This is a genomic window from Corynebacterium jeikeium, assembly GCA_003955985.1.
GTDB classification, from domain to species: Bacteria; Actinomycetota; Actinomycetes; order Mycobacteriales; family Mycobacteriaceae; genus Corynebacterium; species Corynebacterium jeikeium_D.
On the sequence record CP033784.1, the window covers coordinates 311,089 to 324,900 of the forward strand.

General features: G+C 61.4%; 13 protein-coding genes. 9 read left to right on the top strand and 4 right to left on the bottom strand.

Features of this window, described 5'->3' with window-relative positions; translation table 11 throughout:
• Nucleotides 1–80: 80 nt before the first annotated feature.
• Together EGX79_01345 and EGX79_01350 are read right to left on the bottom strand one after the other, a co-directional pair.
• On the bottom strand, nucleotides 81–1,058 hold the full coding sequence (locus EGX79_01345; GenBank protein AYX80947.1) for an alpha/beta hydrolase: 978 nt from the start codon (nucleotides 1,056–1,058) through the stop codon (nucleotides 81–83).
• A 93-nt stretch (nucleotides 1,059–1,151) separates the two neighbouring features.
• On the bottom strand, nucleotides 1,152–1,652 hold the full coding sequence (locus EGX79_01350) for a phage holin family protein (protein AYX80948.1): 501 nt from the start codon (nucleotides 1,650–1,652) through the stop codon (nucleotides 1,152–1,154).
• Between the two features lie 204 nt (nucleotides 1,653–1,856).
• On the opposite strand from EGX79_01350, the gene EGX79_01355 reads away from it, so the two are divergent.
• Nucleotides 1,857–2,864: a hypothetical protein gene (locus tag EGX79_01355; GenBank protein AYX80949.1), complete on the top strand. Its 1,008-nt coding sequence runs from the start codon at nucleotides 1,857–1,859 to the stop codon at nucleotides 2,862–2,864.
• 24 nt (nucleotides 2,865–2,888) lie between these two features.
• On the opposite strand, the gene EGX79_01360 is transcribed toward EGX79_01355, so the two are convergent.
• Nucleotides 2,889–3,788 (bottom strand): HAD family hydrolase, encoded by a 900-nt coding sequence (locus EGX79_01360; GenBank protein AYX80950.1) that lies wholly within the window; start codon nucleotides 3,786–3,788, stop codon nucleotides 2,889–2,891.
• A 486-nt stretch (nucleotides 3,789–4,274) separates the two neighbouring features.
• On the opposite strand from EGX79_01360, the gene EGX79_01365 reads away from it, so the two are divergent.
• From EGX79_01365 to EGX79_01400, 8 genes are all read left to right on the top strand, one after another.
• Nucleotides 4,275–5,651 (top strand): IS30 family transposase, encoded by a 1,377-nt coding sequence (locus EGX79_01365; GenBank protein AYX80951.1) that lies wholly within the window; start codon nucleotides 4,275–4,277, stop codon nucleotides 5,649–5,651.
• A gap of 234 nt (nucleotides 5,652–5,885) precedes the next feature.
• Nucleotides 5,886–7,292 (top strand): hypothetical protein, encoded by a 1,407-nt coding sequence (locus tag EGX79_01370; protein ID AYX80952.1) that lies wholly within the window; start codon nucleotides 5,886–5,888, stop codon nucleotides 7,290–7,292.
• Nucleotides 7,285–8,430: a TadA family conjugal transfer-associated ATPase gene (locus EGX79_01375; GenBank protein AYX80953.1), complete on the top strand. Its 1,146-nt coding sequence runs from the start codon at nucleotides 7,285–7,287 to the stop codon at nucleotides 8,428–8,430. Before EGX79_01370 ends, EGX79_01375 begins: the two co-directional genes overlap by 8 nt.
• A 66-nt stretch (nucleotides 8,431–8,496) precedes the next feature.
• The gene (locus EGX79_01380; GenBank protein AYX80954.1) at nucleotides 8,497–9,387 is read left to right on the top strand and encodes a bacterial type II secretion system protein F domain protein; all 891 of its coding nucleotides are present in this window, start codon (nucleotides 8,497–8,499) and stop codon (nucleotides 9,385–9,387) included.
• Nucleotides 9,384–10,037, top strand: coding sequence for a type II secretion system protein (locus EGX79_01385; GenBank protein ID AYX80955.1), 654 nt, complete (start codon nucleotides 9,384–9,386; stop codon nucleotides 10,035–10,037). Before EGX79_01380 ends, EGX79_01385 begins: the two co-directional genes overlap by 4 nt.
• 207 nt (nucleotides 10,038–10,244) lie before the next feature.
• Nucleotides 10,245–10,493, top strand: a complete 249-nt coding sequence (locus tag EGX79_01390) for a DUF4244 domain-containing protein (protein ID AYX80956.1) — start codon at nucleotides 10,245–10,247, stop codon at nucleotides 10,491–10,493.
• On the top strand, nucleotides 10,486–10,839 hold the full coding sequence (locus EGX79_01395; protein ID AYX80957.1) for a hypothetical protein: 354 nt from the start codon (nucleotides 10,486–10,488) through the stop codon (nucleotides 10,837–10,839). The genes EGX79_01390 and EGX79_01395 overlap by 8 nt, the downstream gene beginning before the upstream one ends.
• Nucleotides 10,836–11,201: a hypothetical protein gene (locus tag EGX79_01400; protein AYX80958.1), complete on the top strand. Its 366-nt coding sequence runs from the start codon at nucleotides 10,836–10,838 to the stop codon at nucleotides 11,199–11,201. The genes EGX79_01395 and EGX79_01400 overlap by 4 nt, the downstream gene beginning before the upstream one ends.
• Here EGX79_01400 and EGX79_01405 read toward each other — a convergent pair.
• Nucleotides 11,185–13,530 carry a DEAD/DEAH box helicase gene (locus EGX79_01405; protein ID AYX80959.1) on the bottom strand — a complete coding sequence of 782 codons (2,346 nt, stop codon included), beginning with the start codon at nucleotides 13,528–13,530 and terminating at the stop codon, nucleotides 11,185–11,187. The genes EGX79_01400 and EGX79_01405 overlap by 17 nt on opposite strands.
• Nucleotides 13,531–13,812: the final 282 nt, after the last annotated feature.

The window sequence follows — 13,812 nt, forward strand, 5'->3', positions numbered from 1 at the left end:
GCAAGTTGTGTGTCTGTGGGCAGGGCAGCCCCTAGTCCCAGCCGCAGGAGAGTTCTGGCTGGCTTCAGCCGTGCCGGAGCCTAAGATCCCTCCGGCAACCAGTGCAGGTGATCTCTGATTGCCTGCACCACAGCCTGCGGTTTCTCTACCGGCAGGAAGTGCCCACAGCCCGGGATGACGCGCACGTGGGTGGAGCTGAGCTCCACCAGCGCAGGTGGGGTACGAGTGTCCTGCTCGCCGACGAGCAGCACCGTGTGCTCATCGTTTTTCGACGAGCCCTCCATCGCACCCAACCACTTGCGGAAAGCGACCGGAGCCGGTCGCGTCCACCAATTCATGTGAGCCAGTGCAGGGCGGAGTGCACCACTGGTCAGGCTGTCAGCCATGAGTTCCGCGGTCTGTTTCCCCTCAGGGGTCTCGGCGAACCCCTCCCCGGCGGTGGACATGGACTCGCGCACGATGCGGTCAATGAGCCGCTGCTGGCGAGCCTCAGCTGCCTGCGTGCTGAACTTATTGCGACGCAACCGCGGTACCCGTGGCCGCGAGTCCCACCACGAACGGCGCAGCAGCGGGGCAAGGCTATTGCGGAAGTCCTCCGACCACGGGCTCTTCAACTGGTTGAGCCACACCTTCGGATGTGCAGCACCACAACCAATAATTCCGGTAACAAGATTCGGCTGCCGCGAGGCCAGCGTCCATGCCACCCACGTGCCGAACCCCTGACAGACCAGCAGTGCGGTCGAGTGCCCCAACGAGCGAATCGACGAGGCGATGTCCTGGGCCGCCTCAAACGGATCGTAGCCATGCGGTGTTCGGTCGGACTGACCGTAGCCACGCATAGAAATAGCCACAGCGTGCACGGGGAGGGGGTCGCCCGAGTCGTCGTTAAGCATTGGCAAAACCTCGCGCCATTCAAACCAACCGCCAGTCGAGCCGTGAATAAACAACACGAGCGGATCGGAGGGGCGGCCGCACTCGGCGATGTGTAGGCGCTGGCCGCGGACGTGAATGAGACGATGACGCCAGGGGCCGGTAAGAGAATCGCTGAGGGAGGTCATGAGGGGAAATACCTTATCCGAAGGGCTTAAACCGGGACTGAATAAGACAAAAGGGCGAGACCAACAAGTCCCGCCCAATTTCTTTTTAAGCCTTTAGGTGTACATACCGTTCGACTGCGAAGACTTCTTCGCCGACCCCGACGGCACGACCCCCTTCAGCTCCTGCATCGACTCGATGGTCTTCTCCGGCTTGCGGATCGACTTGACCTTCTTCAGACCCAGCAGCGCCGCGACACCGGCGATGACCAGCATCAGAACGAAAACGATGAGGAACGCAGCCCAGGTTGGCAGCCAAAGATCCAGCAGCCAGCCGAGGAAGAAGAAAAAGAAGAACGAGGAGTACAGCGCGACGACGCCGGCAACCGCGAAGAAGCCACCGCCAACTGCACCCTTCTTAGCCTCGCCAGCAATTTCAGCCTTGGCCAGCTCAATCTCAGAGCGAACCAGAGCGGAAATCTGCGAAGAAGCATTAGACACGAGCTGGCCGATGCTAGCATCACCCGATGCGTTGCTATCCACATCACTCAGCGGGATAGCGGTAACACGCGGTTCGGTGCCGTCGGTAAAGAGACCCTTCGTATCGTCGTTGCTCACGTGTACTTCCTCCTACGCAGATGGTTGGAAAAGATGGTTGGAAACTTTAAAACTGCAGTTACAAACTGCCATACTACCTCTGATTGTGGGTAGGGCGCGCCATAAGGGCGAAAAAGCCAAGAACTCGTTGAAGTTTTTCTCATCTTTGACCATTTCTATATAAGTTTGTCACTTACTTAGCGGTGAAGAATTAGGGTGTGGGATATGAACAATCAGCCTGAGAACGTGCGTGGAGCCGATGGAGTTGGTGCCGGTGTCGGAAAGGGTGACGGCAATGGCGCCGGTGTCGGAAAGGGTGGCCTAGCTGGCATGAGCCTGGGTGTGTCCTCCGTGTCGGCGAAGAAGCGCGCAGAGCGTGAGGCAGCGCAGGCGAAGGCATCTGAATCGGGTGCCGGTCGCGCTGACAGTGCTCCCGCCGCTGCTATTCCGCAGCTTGACCCCAAGGACCCCCTCGCGCCCCTGTGGCAGCTCGACGGCGTTGCACACGCGGCTGATGTCGCGGCCAAGGCCATCCAGTCCGTCCATAGGCACAAAGCCAACCTGCGCAAGCACAACGTCACCGGCTCCGAGTCGGTCCTGCGTGGCGCTCGGGCATCGGCGTGGCTAGAAGGCGGCGAGCCATCGCTTCCCGACGACGGCAACATCACCGATCCCGTACTCGCAGCAGCCCTGCGGGTTGCCGACACCATTTCCCCGGAGTCAATTGGTGAGACCACCCGCGTGTGGCAGCGCGCTCCGCAGCAGGTGCTGGCCAAGTTTGCGTTGAACGCATCGCCCGCAGGTGAAACTGAAGACGGTTCCGAGGCGCGGATGAAGGCCGGCCGTCCGGTCGGTGACGACAAGCTCTCGTCTGCGATGAAGGAGCAGCGTCTGCACGTGCTCGGTGACTTCATCACTGGCCGCAGCCAGATTCATGCTGGTGTGCTCTCGGCGATTGTGCACGGTGAGCTGCTGACTCTGCGCCCCTTCGAGTATCACAACGGCATCATCGCCCGCGCCGCCTCGCGACTGACAACTGTCGCAACCGGCCTGGATCCGCGTGGCTTGGCCGTGCCCGAGGTCTACTGGACTCGCCACCGCCAGGAGTATGTCGAGGCCGCAGAGGGGTTTGCGTCGGGAAGCGCCGATGGCCTGCGTGCGTGGATTCTCCTGCACCTGGAGGGGCTGAAGGCCGGTGCCGTGGAAGCGCGCGGTATCGCCGAAGCGGTGTAGGCGGGCCGGCTGCCGGATGGTGGGTTAGTCGGCCTTTGACTCGTCGTCGTTGTTGCGCAGTGCCAACAGCGTCGCACCCGCGCCAAGCGCCAGTGTGACGCCGGCAAGAATTGCAGCATTGCGTTTCGACGGCGCGCGAAACAGCGGGACGGGATTCCGGAATTGGCGCACAGGCCACTCACGTTCCGTCGCAATCTTGCGCAGGGCGCGATCGGGATTGACCACAACGGGATGGCCGACTGCAGACAGCATGGGCTCATCAGTGATGGAATCCGAGTACGCAAAGCATTCGGCCAGGTCGAACTGGCGCTTTTCCGCTATCCGACGCATCTGCACGGCCTTGTTTTCGCCTCGGCAGAAGAACTCCGTTTCACCCGTGAAGAGCCCATCGCGGACCTCCAGCTCGGTGGCCACCACGTTGTAGACACCGAGCGCCTGCGCAATGGGCTCAACAATCTGCCGAGCCGATGCCGAGATAATGAACACCTGATGCCCCTGTGCGCGGTGTTCACGAATGAGCTCCAATGCCTCGGCGTAGATGTACGGCGTGATGTTCTGCTCTAGGGTTTCGATGGCGACCTGGCGCAGCTCCCTGGCGCTGTGACCAGCGATAAGGGCGGAAAACTGCTCGCGGGTGGCCTCCATTTGCGCCTCATCGTGTCCCTGCGACATGTATAGGGCATGGCTGAGCGCCATTTGCAGCATGTCTGTCGGCGAAATGATGCCGCGCTCGAGGAATTGCTTGTTGAACGCATATGCCGAGCTCTTGGCAATAATGGTTTTATCCAGGTCAAAGAACGCAGCGACGCGAGAGTCAGCGGTGGCGTGGAGGCCTGCAGCGATTTGGGCATTTTTAGAGCTGCTCGTGTCCGTAGAAGCGTGAGGCTGCGGCGTTGTTGACGCCTTGTTCTCGCCGGTGTTCATAGACTCCGAGCTTACCCATGGATGTCGGACCCGGGGAGAGCATTATGAGTGTTTAACTGCTGGGTGGGGGACTGGGGCGATTGGGCCGGTGGCGGTCGTGGGGGGCTTGGCGGCGATTGGGGCGCGGCATTTCCTGGGCGCGATTAATCGAGGAAACGTGACATCGAACATATTGGGCATTAAATCCTTTGTAAGGTATTTGCAGATTCCTTGGGATATGTAATACTTGGACGTGGCTGGCCCCTTCTTGTTCTTTTTAGAAACAGACTGCGAGGCCGCCCCGGCTCAATCCCCCCCCCGAGCCGGTTAAAGACGCCTCGCGCCAATCCCCCCCCCCGGCGCGGGGCGTCGCCCCTTTTTGGCCCAATGTTGAGGGGTACGTAGTAAAAATTGCGGGCTGCAAATGTGAAACTGTATGAGTTTATGACACTTTCAAGTGGTAGGTTCAGGCGGTGAATGCATCACCACTTTCGACCAGGAGAAGTAGTGAAGCAAACCCGCCGAACGAAATACAGTGCCATCAAACCCATTGCGCTTCAACACATCGCCAACGGGGCATCAGCAAGCGCAGTTGGACGTGAGTTAGGGATACCCTCACCAACTGTCAGGCGGTGGGCGCGACAAGCCGGAATTGCGATTCAGCACCAATCGCACTGCCCGAAGGTCTCGATGATGCATAAGCATCGCGTGATCTACGAGATGCTTATGGCCGGCTCATATAGTGTTGCCGAGATTGCCGCGCAGGCTGGGGTGTGCACAACCACGGTGTATAACCGGCGGGCTAGTTTAACCACTATGAATACCCGCAGTCGGATAACACCTGGTGATGTATCTCGTGTTGGTACTGGTCGGCGGCTAGGGCTGGCCGAACGCTTACTTATTGCCGATTGCCTGCGGGCAGGTCATTCGCACCGGCGTATCGCCCAGATAGTCTGTCGTAGTCAATCCACTATCAGTCGTGAAATCGCACGCAACAGCGTCGATGGTATCTACGATGCCTATCACGCTGATCAGGCCAGCCGCGGGCGTCTTGCTCGTCCAAAGCCGCGCAAACTCGATGACAATCGATTTTTGCGCGCCCAGGTTGTCAATCTGCTCAACCGTGGCGCCTCGCCGCGTCAGGCCAGTGGCAGGTTGGCTGCACTGTGGGGTGATAATACGTCCATGACTATTAGCCACGAGTCGATTTACCAGGCCCTTTACGTACAAGGGGCAGGAAGCTTGCGCAAAGAACTTGTGTTTGAAAAGTCCTGCCGGACTACCCGGCCAGGGCGTAAACCCCGCTCGCTTCTCGCAGGGGTGCCCAAGCCACGTGGAAAACGCTGGACTCATGATGCCAATATTTCACTTCGCCCAGCCGAAGCCAATGATCGTGCGGTACCCGGTCATTGGGAAGGCGATTTGATTATTGGCGCAGATGGCACCAGTGCTTTAGCGACGTTGGTGGAACGCCGCAGCAGGTTTGTGCTGCTCGGCAGACTCGGCACTGACCATACTGCCGCCAGTGTCAATGAGGTGATGGTACGGATGATTCGTCGGCTCAAAGAGTCGATGGACACCACGATTTCGACGTTGACCTGGGATCAGGGGGTGGAGTTTGCCAAACACACGGAGTTTTCTGTCGCGGAGAATATCCAGGTGTTTTTCGCCGATCCGCATTCGCCGTGGCAGCGAGGTAGCAATGAGCGGATGAATCGGGATATCCGGTTTTATTTCCCCAAAGGCACCAACTTTACCGATGTCACCGACCAAGAGGTCGCCGAGGCGGAAGCATTGCTGAATAACCGGCCGCGGGTAGTGCTCGACGGGTTAACTCCTCGGGAGGTAATCTCTGGTGTTATCCATGATGCAATGACCGCCTGACCCTACCAGTCATTTTTCGTGCCATTTTTGTCATAAACACAGTCACTAACTCGCATCGACCCAACGCCACCTGACATAAACGTAGTCACTAACTTGCATTGGTCAGGCCGCGCAGTAGCCATAAGGCAAAGGCGACATGGCGTTCTGCAGTTATCCACAGTCTGAAAATTATCCACAGACAGCGAGGTTTTGGCCCCTTGCGGGCATCATTGAATCCGCCCTGTAGTGCACGCTATGGCCATGGCAATCAAGAAACTGTCCATGGCTCAGCGAACCGAGGCTTCAGCAAATCCAGTAGTCAACGCCGTCGATGATGAGGCGCTGCGTGAAGAGGTTGCGCTCATAGTCGCTGCTACCGGTCGTGACTGTGTGCAGGAGACCGTGCCACCTGTGGCTGCAGCGTCAGTGGCCGCACAAACATTTGCTTCGCCGCCAGCATCACTATCATCATCAGCCCCAGAGCCTTCCCCATCGTCAGTATCGACAGGAGCGGGAGTTTCATCGGCCCTGTGGCGTCGGGCACCAGCGGTGTTCGTCGATGCACCGGCAGCCCGAAGATTAGCCGGACGGCCTCATAGTGAGGGAGCGATCTTTCTGGTCCGCAGTGATACTGAGGCGGAAGATGCGCAGGTAGCGGAGGTTTTAGCTCCTGTTTACAGCGCCAGTTTGCCCGCGGACAACGTCGATATTGTCGAGCTGCTCGGCCGTGGCGACGTACGCCCGGATGCTCCGAAGCCCTCCGATTGCCAAAACCGCTCGAACCACCTGAACCACCATCAGAACCCAGCGTCACCTGCCTTCGCAGACGTGATTACAGCACCGGGTACAGAACCCGTACCGAACGTGCCGGCAACTACAACCGATTCCACGGCAACGTGCCTGATGTTGGTTCCTGCGGTCGGCGGTGCCGGGGCTTCCATTGCCGCGGCGGCGAGTGCATTGGTTCTTTCCCGTGAAAGGCCCATCTGTTTGGTGGACGCGGACGTGCTCGCGGGAGGCATTGATCTGGTGCTCGGGATGGAAACGGAACCGGGATTGAGGTGGCAGGACTTCTCGGCTGCTGATGGTCGTCTCGACGGAGCGGCACTCTACGAAGCACTGCCATCCTGCCCGCGATCACCCGCTCTGAAAGTGTTGACGTGGACTCGCAGTCGCACGCCCGAGACGACTTACAACCACGCCTCGGCGAACAACAAATTCGACAGCGCCGACAGAACCGACAGGCCCGACGATGTCCGGCACATTGCCAGCACCATTAGTTGCCTTATTCATGCCGGAATTACGGTCATCGTGGACTGCCCGAAGCAGGTGGAGTACGTCACCACTCTCGGCGCACTTGCCGATGACACCGTCATAGTCCTGCCCACCTCCGTTCGAGCCATCGCAGCCGCTGGGCACTTGGCGAGCATCTGTGCACAGGCGGGGTTCACCCCAAATCTTGCAGTGAGGTACCAGCAGCACCGCGATATCAGTGTCGAAGAGGTGGAATACGCTCTCGACCTGCCTATTGTTGGTGAGATTGAGTACTGCAAGAAGGTAGCTCACGAGATAGATGTGGGCGGGCTCGCTGGAACCGTCGGCAAGCTGACGCGGGGATTGGAAGCGATGTTTGCCCTTGTCGGCGGTGGTGGCGATGGATGACGTCAGGCTGTTGGCGGCGGTGCGGACGGCGCTTGCGGAGCGGCCTGGGGTGGCATCGCATAGCGAGGTCGCCGACATCATTCGAGCAGAGACCTCGGGGGTTGTCTCCGATGTGAAGGTGCTGGAGATTCTACGCACGATTCGCGAGGAAACAGTGGGCGCGGGTGTGTTGGATGCGCTGTTGCGACGCCCGGGTGTCAGCGATGTGCTGGTCACCGCGCCGGGCGAGGTCTGGGTCGACGCTGGCAACGGACTGGAGCGGGCCGAGATTTCCTTCACGGACGAGGGCGAGGTGCGCGCGTATGCGGTGCGGCTCGCGTCGCGGTGTGGACGAAGGCTTGACGACGCGCAACCCTGGGCCGACGGCCATATTCCTGGTGGTGTCGGCGGCTGTGGTGTGCGAGTTCATGCGGTGCTTTCCCCACCGTCGGCGACCGGCACTCAGATTAGCCTGCGGGTGCTGCGTCCGGCTCGTCGCGGACTTGCGGAGCTATGCGATGTCGGGCTATTTCCACCGGAGATTCTGCCGGTGCTCCGGGGAATCGTGGCGGGACAGCTTTCGTTTATTGTCGCCGGTGGCACGGGTGCGGGAAAGACCACGCTATTGGCGGCGATGCTTTCAGAAGTTAATCCTGACCAGCGCATTGTGTGTATCGAGGACACTCCGGAGTTGCAACCGCAGCACCCGCATGTGGTGAAGCTGGTGACCAGGGCCGCCAACCTGGAGGGTGCCGGTGCGATTGGGCAGCAGGAGTTGCTGAAGCAGGCGCTGCGCATGCGTCCCGACCGCATTGTCGTCGGTGAGATTCGAGGCGCCGAAGTGGTGGATCTGCTGGCAGCGTTGAATACGGGGCATCGCGGTGGGGCGGGGACAATTCACGCCAACCGGATTGGGGATGTCGTCGCGCGCTTTGAGGCCCTGGGGTTGATCGGTGGCCTTGGTCGCGCCGGGCTACATGCGCAGTTGGTCTCGGCGGTGCAGGTGGTGTTGGTGGTCGAACGCGCTGATGTTCGCCGGCTGGCACAGATCGGGCTGCTACGCGGTAACCCACCGGAGGTGGTGGAGGTCTGGACTGCTCGGGATGGGCCTGGGCCGGGTTGGGAAGCGTTGCAGAAGTTGCTGGTCGGCGGGGAATAACCGGTGGAATACCCGATGGAATGACTAGAGGAAAAGTCAGGGGATTAGACGGGGAGATTAACAGCTATGGGGGAAGGGTTTAGCGTGGCGATGCTCATTGGGGGCGTGGCTGCAGTAGTCGCTATCTGGCCGGACAGCTCGGCGGCGGTGCGCTCGCGAGCACTGGCAGGCCGTGCCCGCGAGGTGTCCAGCGGGCTGAAGTGGTTGCAGCGCATGGTTGGACTTGGTGCTGGTTCCACGGGGTCGAGTGCAGCAAGCACTGGCAGTGCGAATCGAACTACAGGACTATCAATCCTCATCGTTGCAGGCCCAGCACTCGTGTTGCTGTGGCTCGCCGGGATTCCAGGTGTCATAGCCGGGCTGTTGCTGGGCCGCACCGCAGGGGCAGTAGTGCGCGCTGTGAGGGAGAGGCGCTGTGAACGTCGGGAAGCGGACAGCGCTGCGGTAGCGCTGGAAACCTTGACCGCGCAGCTGCGCGCAGGAGTGGCGGCTTCACGAGCGCTCAACGCGGCAGCAGCGGAATTGCGCAGGTCAGAGGATGAGACTGTGTTGGCTGATCATCTCGCGCACGCGGCGCATCGCGCGAACTTCGCCGACCCGTGGGAGGGCGAAGAATCTTCGGAGCAACTGCGCCGGATTGGGCGTATGTGGACGGTGGCGCAGCAGCACGGTCTGAGTTTGGCTGGGTTGCTGGACTGCGCGCGGGGTGATTTGCAGGCTCGTCAGGCGCATCGCTCACAGACGTCTGCTGCGCTGGCGGGACCACGCATGACGATCGCCATCTTGGCATCACTGCCGGTGTTCGGTTTGGTCATGGGGCAAGCTTTCGGAGCGTCCCCATTCGAGTTCCTCAGTCGCGGCATCGGAGGAATTGTGCTGGTCATCGGTGTCGGGCTGGTGTGCGCGGGCATCGAATGGGCGGTCGCCATCATCGATCGTGCGGAGGCCGGACAATGATTGCCGCCGCACTTCTCATCGCCGTCTACCTCTGCTTGCCGACGTTCAATCCCGTCCGCAGCCGACTGCCCGAATTGGTAGCCGAGTCGGATGCTCGCGCGCGAGGAAGCGTACGCCGACAGGTGACCAATCGGGTGGCGCAGATTGCCGCACAGGTGCGGGAACGTGTGCGAACTGTCATTGGCGGTGAGCGCATCAGCCCGGCTGTGCTGCTCGATGCCGCAGCGGCCCTCGACATCATTGGTGCTTGTTTGAGCTCCGGTATGCCGTTGTCGCAGGCCATGGCAGCAGCTGCCGATGGTGCAAACCCTGAGCTGGCCGAGCCACTTCGACAGTGTTCCGCCAGGTTGTCCGTGGGCGCGCACTCCGCTTGGGACAGCCTTGCTGCCACACCCGCGCTCGTACCCCTGGCGACGGCTGGGCGCCGAGCAAGCGAATCCGGCACCGTTCTGGCGCAGGCGTTGGAGGACACCGCTGCCACGTACCGCAGTCAAGCGCACGATGCGGCGCAAGCCGTCGCCGAAAAGGCTGGTGTCCTCATTGCCGGGCCTCTGGCGTTGTGCTTTCTACCCGCGTTTGTGGTGCTGGGTTTGGTGCCCACCATCGCTGGGCTTGCCGACGAAATGTTTGCAGGACTGATGCCGTCATGAAGCGTGGACACTTCTGCGCCCAGCCTCGCGCGCTGGCACGCGCCGGATGCAGTGCTGGTTGCGCTCTCAGCTGTGGCTTCGGTTGTGCGCGTGGTCCGCCTGCCGCGCCGTAATCCAAGATGCGTCAACGCACGTCAACGCGCGTCAATGCACATCACACCTCACAACTGTCCTGTCACTCGACATCCACATAGGGGGGAAACACTCATGACCACTCAAAACTCCAACCGTCCAACCAATCCGCTGACCGCTGCGCAGTCCCAGCTGCGCTCGTATTTGCACAAGCGTCTGCACGCTCTGGCAACTGAGGAAAACGGCATGTCAACCGTGGAATATGCTCTCGGAACGATCGCTGCCGCCGCTTTCGGAGCCCTGCTCTACACCGTCGTGACCGGCGGCGATATCACCCAGGCGCTCACCGACATCATCGAAAGGGCGCTCAACACCGATGTCTAGCCGCATCCGCTCTACGCTTCATCGCCTGTGCGTCGGCGACGAAGGCCAAACGACGGTAGAAACCGCTTTCGGTCTCGCGGCGCTGGTCACGGTCATGGTCACGGCTCTGTCCGGGCTGGTCACAATCGCAATGTACCTAGGGCTTACCGACGCAGCCGGAGCCATCGCACGGGCTGAGGCGCGGGGCGATGCGGAGACAGTAGCCGAGCTTCGCGCAGACGCGGATGGGCAGGTCGCGATATCGGAAACCTCCGGTACCGTGCGCGTGACCATTCGGCGCTCAGCGGGGCCATTTTCGCTGGAAGCACGCGCGGTCGCACTGCGGGAAAGAGCGGCATCGTCATGAGAAACGTGACAGCCCGCCTTCTCCGCGAAGAAGAAGGTTCCACCACAGTCGCAGCTGCACTGTTCATCGCCGCTTTCGTCGTTCTGACTTTGGTCGGAGTTACGGCCGGGGTGAGGGTGGTGCAGGCGCGGCAGGCAGCGGTAGCAGCGGATCTGGCCGCGGTGGCCGGCGCTGTGGCTGCGCAAGAGAGCGACGATGCCTGCAAAGCTGCGGGGTCAATCGCAAAAGCTAACCACGCACGCCTTGTGACCTGTGAGATTGAAGGGGAGGACGTGCAGGTCAGCGTCCAACGAAAGGAGAGAAAAGCCACGTCCAGGGCAGGGCCGGTAGCGGTGGAGGATGCTGCTACTGGCCGTCGTTAAGCGCGCGAGAGACCCCACTGAGCACCTTGATTGCGCCGGCCTTGTCCAGCGGATCGTTGCCATTGCCACACTTGGGCGACTGGATGCACGATGGGCAGCCGGATTCGCACTCGCAGGCGGCGACAGCATCGCGGGTCGCGCGAATCCACTGAGCGAAGGCCTCGTAGCCGCGGTCGGCAAACCCCGCACCACCAGGGTGCCCGTCGTAAACAAAAACGGTGGGCTGCTGGGTATCGGCGTGCATGACCGTGGAAACACCGCCGATATCCCAGCGGTCGCAGGTGGCAATCAGCGGCAGCATGCCGATAGCCGCATGCTCGGCTGCGTGGAGAGCCCCCGGTGCGATGTCGGAGCCCACACCCCACGAGCGCAGGCTGGACTCGGGCATTGTGTAGGCCACGGCGCGCGTGACCAAACGCTGCGGAGGGTAGTCAAGTTCAACGCTGTCGAGAATCTCGCCGGTATCCAGACGACGAAGATAGGAGGTGACCTGGTGAAAGACCTCGACCTGGCAGGAAGCGACCTGTAGGCCCTGGTAGTGGCGCATATCGTCAACGTCCAGAATGCGGATGGTGGTGTCCATGCGCGAGCTGGTGGAATAGCGTGGCTGCTCGGGGTGGACCAGGGCGACGAGGCTGTCGAAGTCCAGCTGGTCGACAAGATAGGACTCACCGCGGTGCAAGTAGACGGCACCGTCGTGGACCTGCTGCATCGCACGGCCAAGATCGATGGTGCCAAGCAGTCGACCATCGGTCTGGTCGACGATGGCCACTTCCTGGCCATCACCGCCGCGGACGTTCACGGCATCGTGGGCAGTGGCAATGCGCGGCCCCTCATCGCGGTCGGTCGGGTAGTAGACGGGTTCTTGTCCTTCCCAGGTGCGCTTGCGCAACCAGCCCGCTGACACCATATCTTCGGCTACGGGCAGGGTTCCCCACGCCTGAAGCTGGCTGGTGGTGACGGGTTTCTCCACAGCCGCGCAGTAGAGGTGTGACCACACCACATGCGGGTTACGGGGATCGAAGACGGTCTTCTCCACTGGCCGGCCCAACAGCGCGGAAGGGTTGTGGACTAAGTAAGTGTCCATGGGATCATCGCGAGCCACCAACACCACCAGCGCGCCCTGACCACGACGGCCCGCGCGGCCGGCCTGCTGCCAGAATGAAGCGACCGTGCCTGGGAAACCGGCCTGCACCACCGCGTCGAGGCCACCGACGTCAATGCCCAGCTCCAGTGCATTGGTGGTGGCCACACCTAGCAGGGTGCCGTCATCGAGCATGCGCTCGATGTCGCGGCGTTCTTCGGCCAGGTAGCCGGCGCGGTAAGACTCGATGCGCTCGGCGATATCGCTGCGGCGGCGCTTCTCCAGGCGCTCGCGCACGCCGAGCGCTACCTTCTCGGCACTGCTCCGCGAACGGGTGAAGGTCAGGGTGCGGGCGCCCTCGACAAGCAGGTCGGCCATGATATCTGCGGCCTCTGTTGGGGCGGGGCGGCGCACGGGTGCGCCGTTCTCGCCTTGGAGATCAGGGAGCAGGCCGGGTTCCCACAGGGCGATAGTCCGCTCACCGACTGGGGCGCCGTCTTCGGTGACGGCCTCGACAGGCTCGCCGATGAGGCGACGAGCCTGGTCAGCAGGGTCGTTGGTAGTCGCAGAGGCGAAAATCACGGTCGGCGAGGCACCATATTCCCGGGACAGCCGCAGGAGGCGACGTAGAATTTGGGAGACGTTGGCGCCGAATACGCCTCGATAGGCATGGCATTCGTCGACGACGATATAGCGCAGGTTGCGCAGCATCCGCGTCCACCGAACATGATTGCCGAGGACCGAAACATGCAGCATATCGGGGTTGGTAAACACCCAACGGGTGTGGTCGCGGATGGCGCGCCGGGCGTCTTGCGGGGTGTCGCCGTCGTAAAGCGAAATCAGCGAGCTCAGCGACGCCGGTGCCATCGCACGAGCCGTGTCCAACTGATCGGCGCCCAGCGCCTTGGTCGGGGAGAGGTACAGCGCGGTGGCCGCGGGGGTGGCCGATAGTTCTGTGAGCACGGGCAGCAGGTAACCGAGCGATTTGCCCGACGCCGTGCCCGTCGCGACGACACAGTGCACGCCCTCGCGGGCGAGGTTCGCGGTTGCTGCCTGATGAGTCCACAGGTTCTCAATTCCGCGATCTACCAGCACTTCTTTCAGCCAATCCGGCACCCACTCAGGCCAAGGTGCGGTCACGCCAGCGCGCGCAGGAAGATCCGCAATGTGCGTCACCGTCGCCCGCGGATGTGCACGAATAACCGGCCCCAGCAGCTCCCGTCCAAACGACTCCACCGACACCATCCTTTCCTGCAAACGCGCACTTCACATGCTTGACGACGCTTCCTACCAGCCACTTTTCCGCTGCTCAACACCCCAGTTTCTCCGGATCCCGAGCACGGGGTTTACGGGGGTGGCAAGAAGCTGTTGCTAATCGGCGCTCGCGCCCCAAACGTGGCAGACTTTTTGAGTGTATCGCCCGCCAAAGGGCACCCGGCAAAAGCCCGCTCGAGGCGGAAAGGGTGTTCTGGCCGTGTTTACCCCATTGTGTGTGGCCGGATGTGCGTGGCGAATACTTGTTTTATC

Excerpts from the sequence above, each read along its gene's own strand:
- EGX79_01345 (AYX80947.1), bottom strand. The coding sequence starts at position 1,058 with ATGACCTCCCTCAGCGATTCTCTTACCGGCCCCTGGCGTCATCGTCTC.
- EGX79_01355 (AYX80949.1), top strand. The coding sequence starts at position 1,857 with ATGAACAATCAGCCTGAGAACGTGCGTGGAGCCGATGGAGTTGGTGCC.
- EGX79_01360 (AYX80950.1), bottom strand. The coding sequence starts at position 3,788 with ATGAACACCGGCGAGAACAAGGCGTCAACAACGCCGCAGCCTCACGCT.
- EGX79_01370 (AYX80952.1), top strand. The coding sequence starts at position 5,886 with ATGGCCATGGCAATCAAGAAACTGTCCATGGCTCAGCGAACCGAGGCT.
- EGX79_01375 (AYX80953.1), top strand. The coding sequence starts at position 7,285 with ATGGATGACGTCAGGCTGTTGGCGGCGGTGCGGACGGCGCTTGCGGAG.
- EGX79_01380 (AYX80954.1), top strand. The coding sequence starts at position 8,497 with ATGGGGGAAGGGTTTAGCGTGGCGATGCTCATTGGGGGCGTGGCTGCA.
- EGX79_01385 (AYX80955.1), top strand. The coding sequence starts at position 9,384 with ATGATTGCCGCCGCACTTCTCATCGCCGTCTACCTCTGCTTGCCGACG.
- EGX79_01390 (AYX80956.1), top strand. The coding sequence starts at position 10,245 with ATGACCACTCAAAACTCCAACCGTCCAACCAATCCGCTGACCGCTGCG.
- EGX79_01395 (AYX80957.1), top strand. The coding sequence starts at position 10,486 with ATGTCTAGCCGCATCCGCTCTACGCTTCATCGCCTGTGCGTCGGCGAC.
- EGX79_01400 (AYX80958.1), top strand. The coding sequence starts at position 10,836 with ATGAGAAACGTGACAGCCCGCCTTCTCCGCGAAGAAGAAGGTTCCACC.
- EGX79_01405 (AYX80959.1), bottom strand. The coding sequence starts at position 13,530 with ATGGTGTCGGTGGAGTCGTTTGGACGGGAGCTGCTGGGGCCGGTTATT.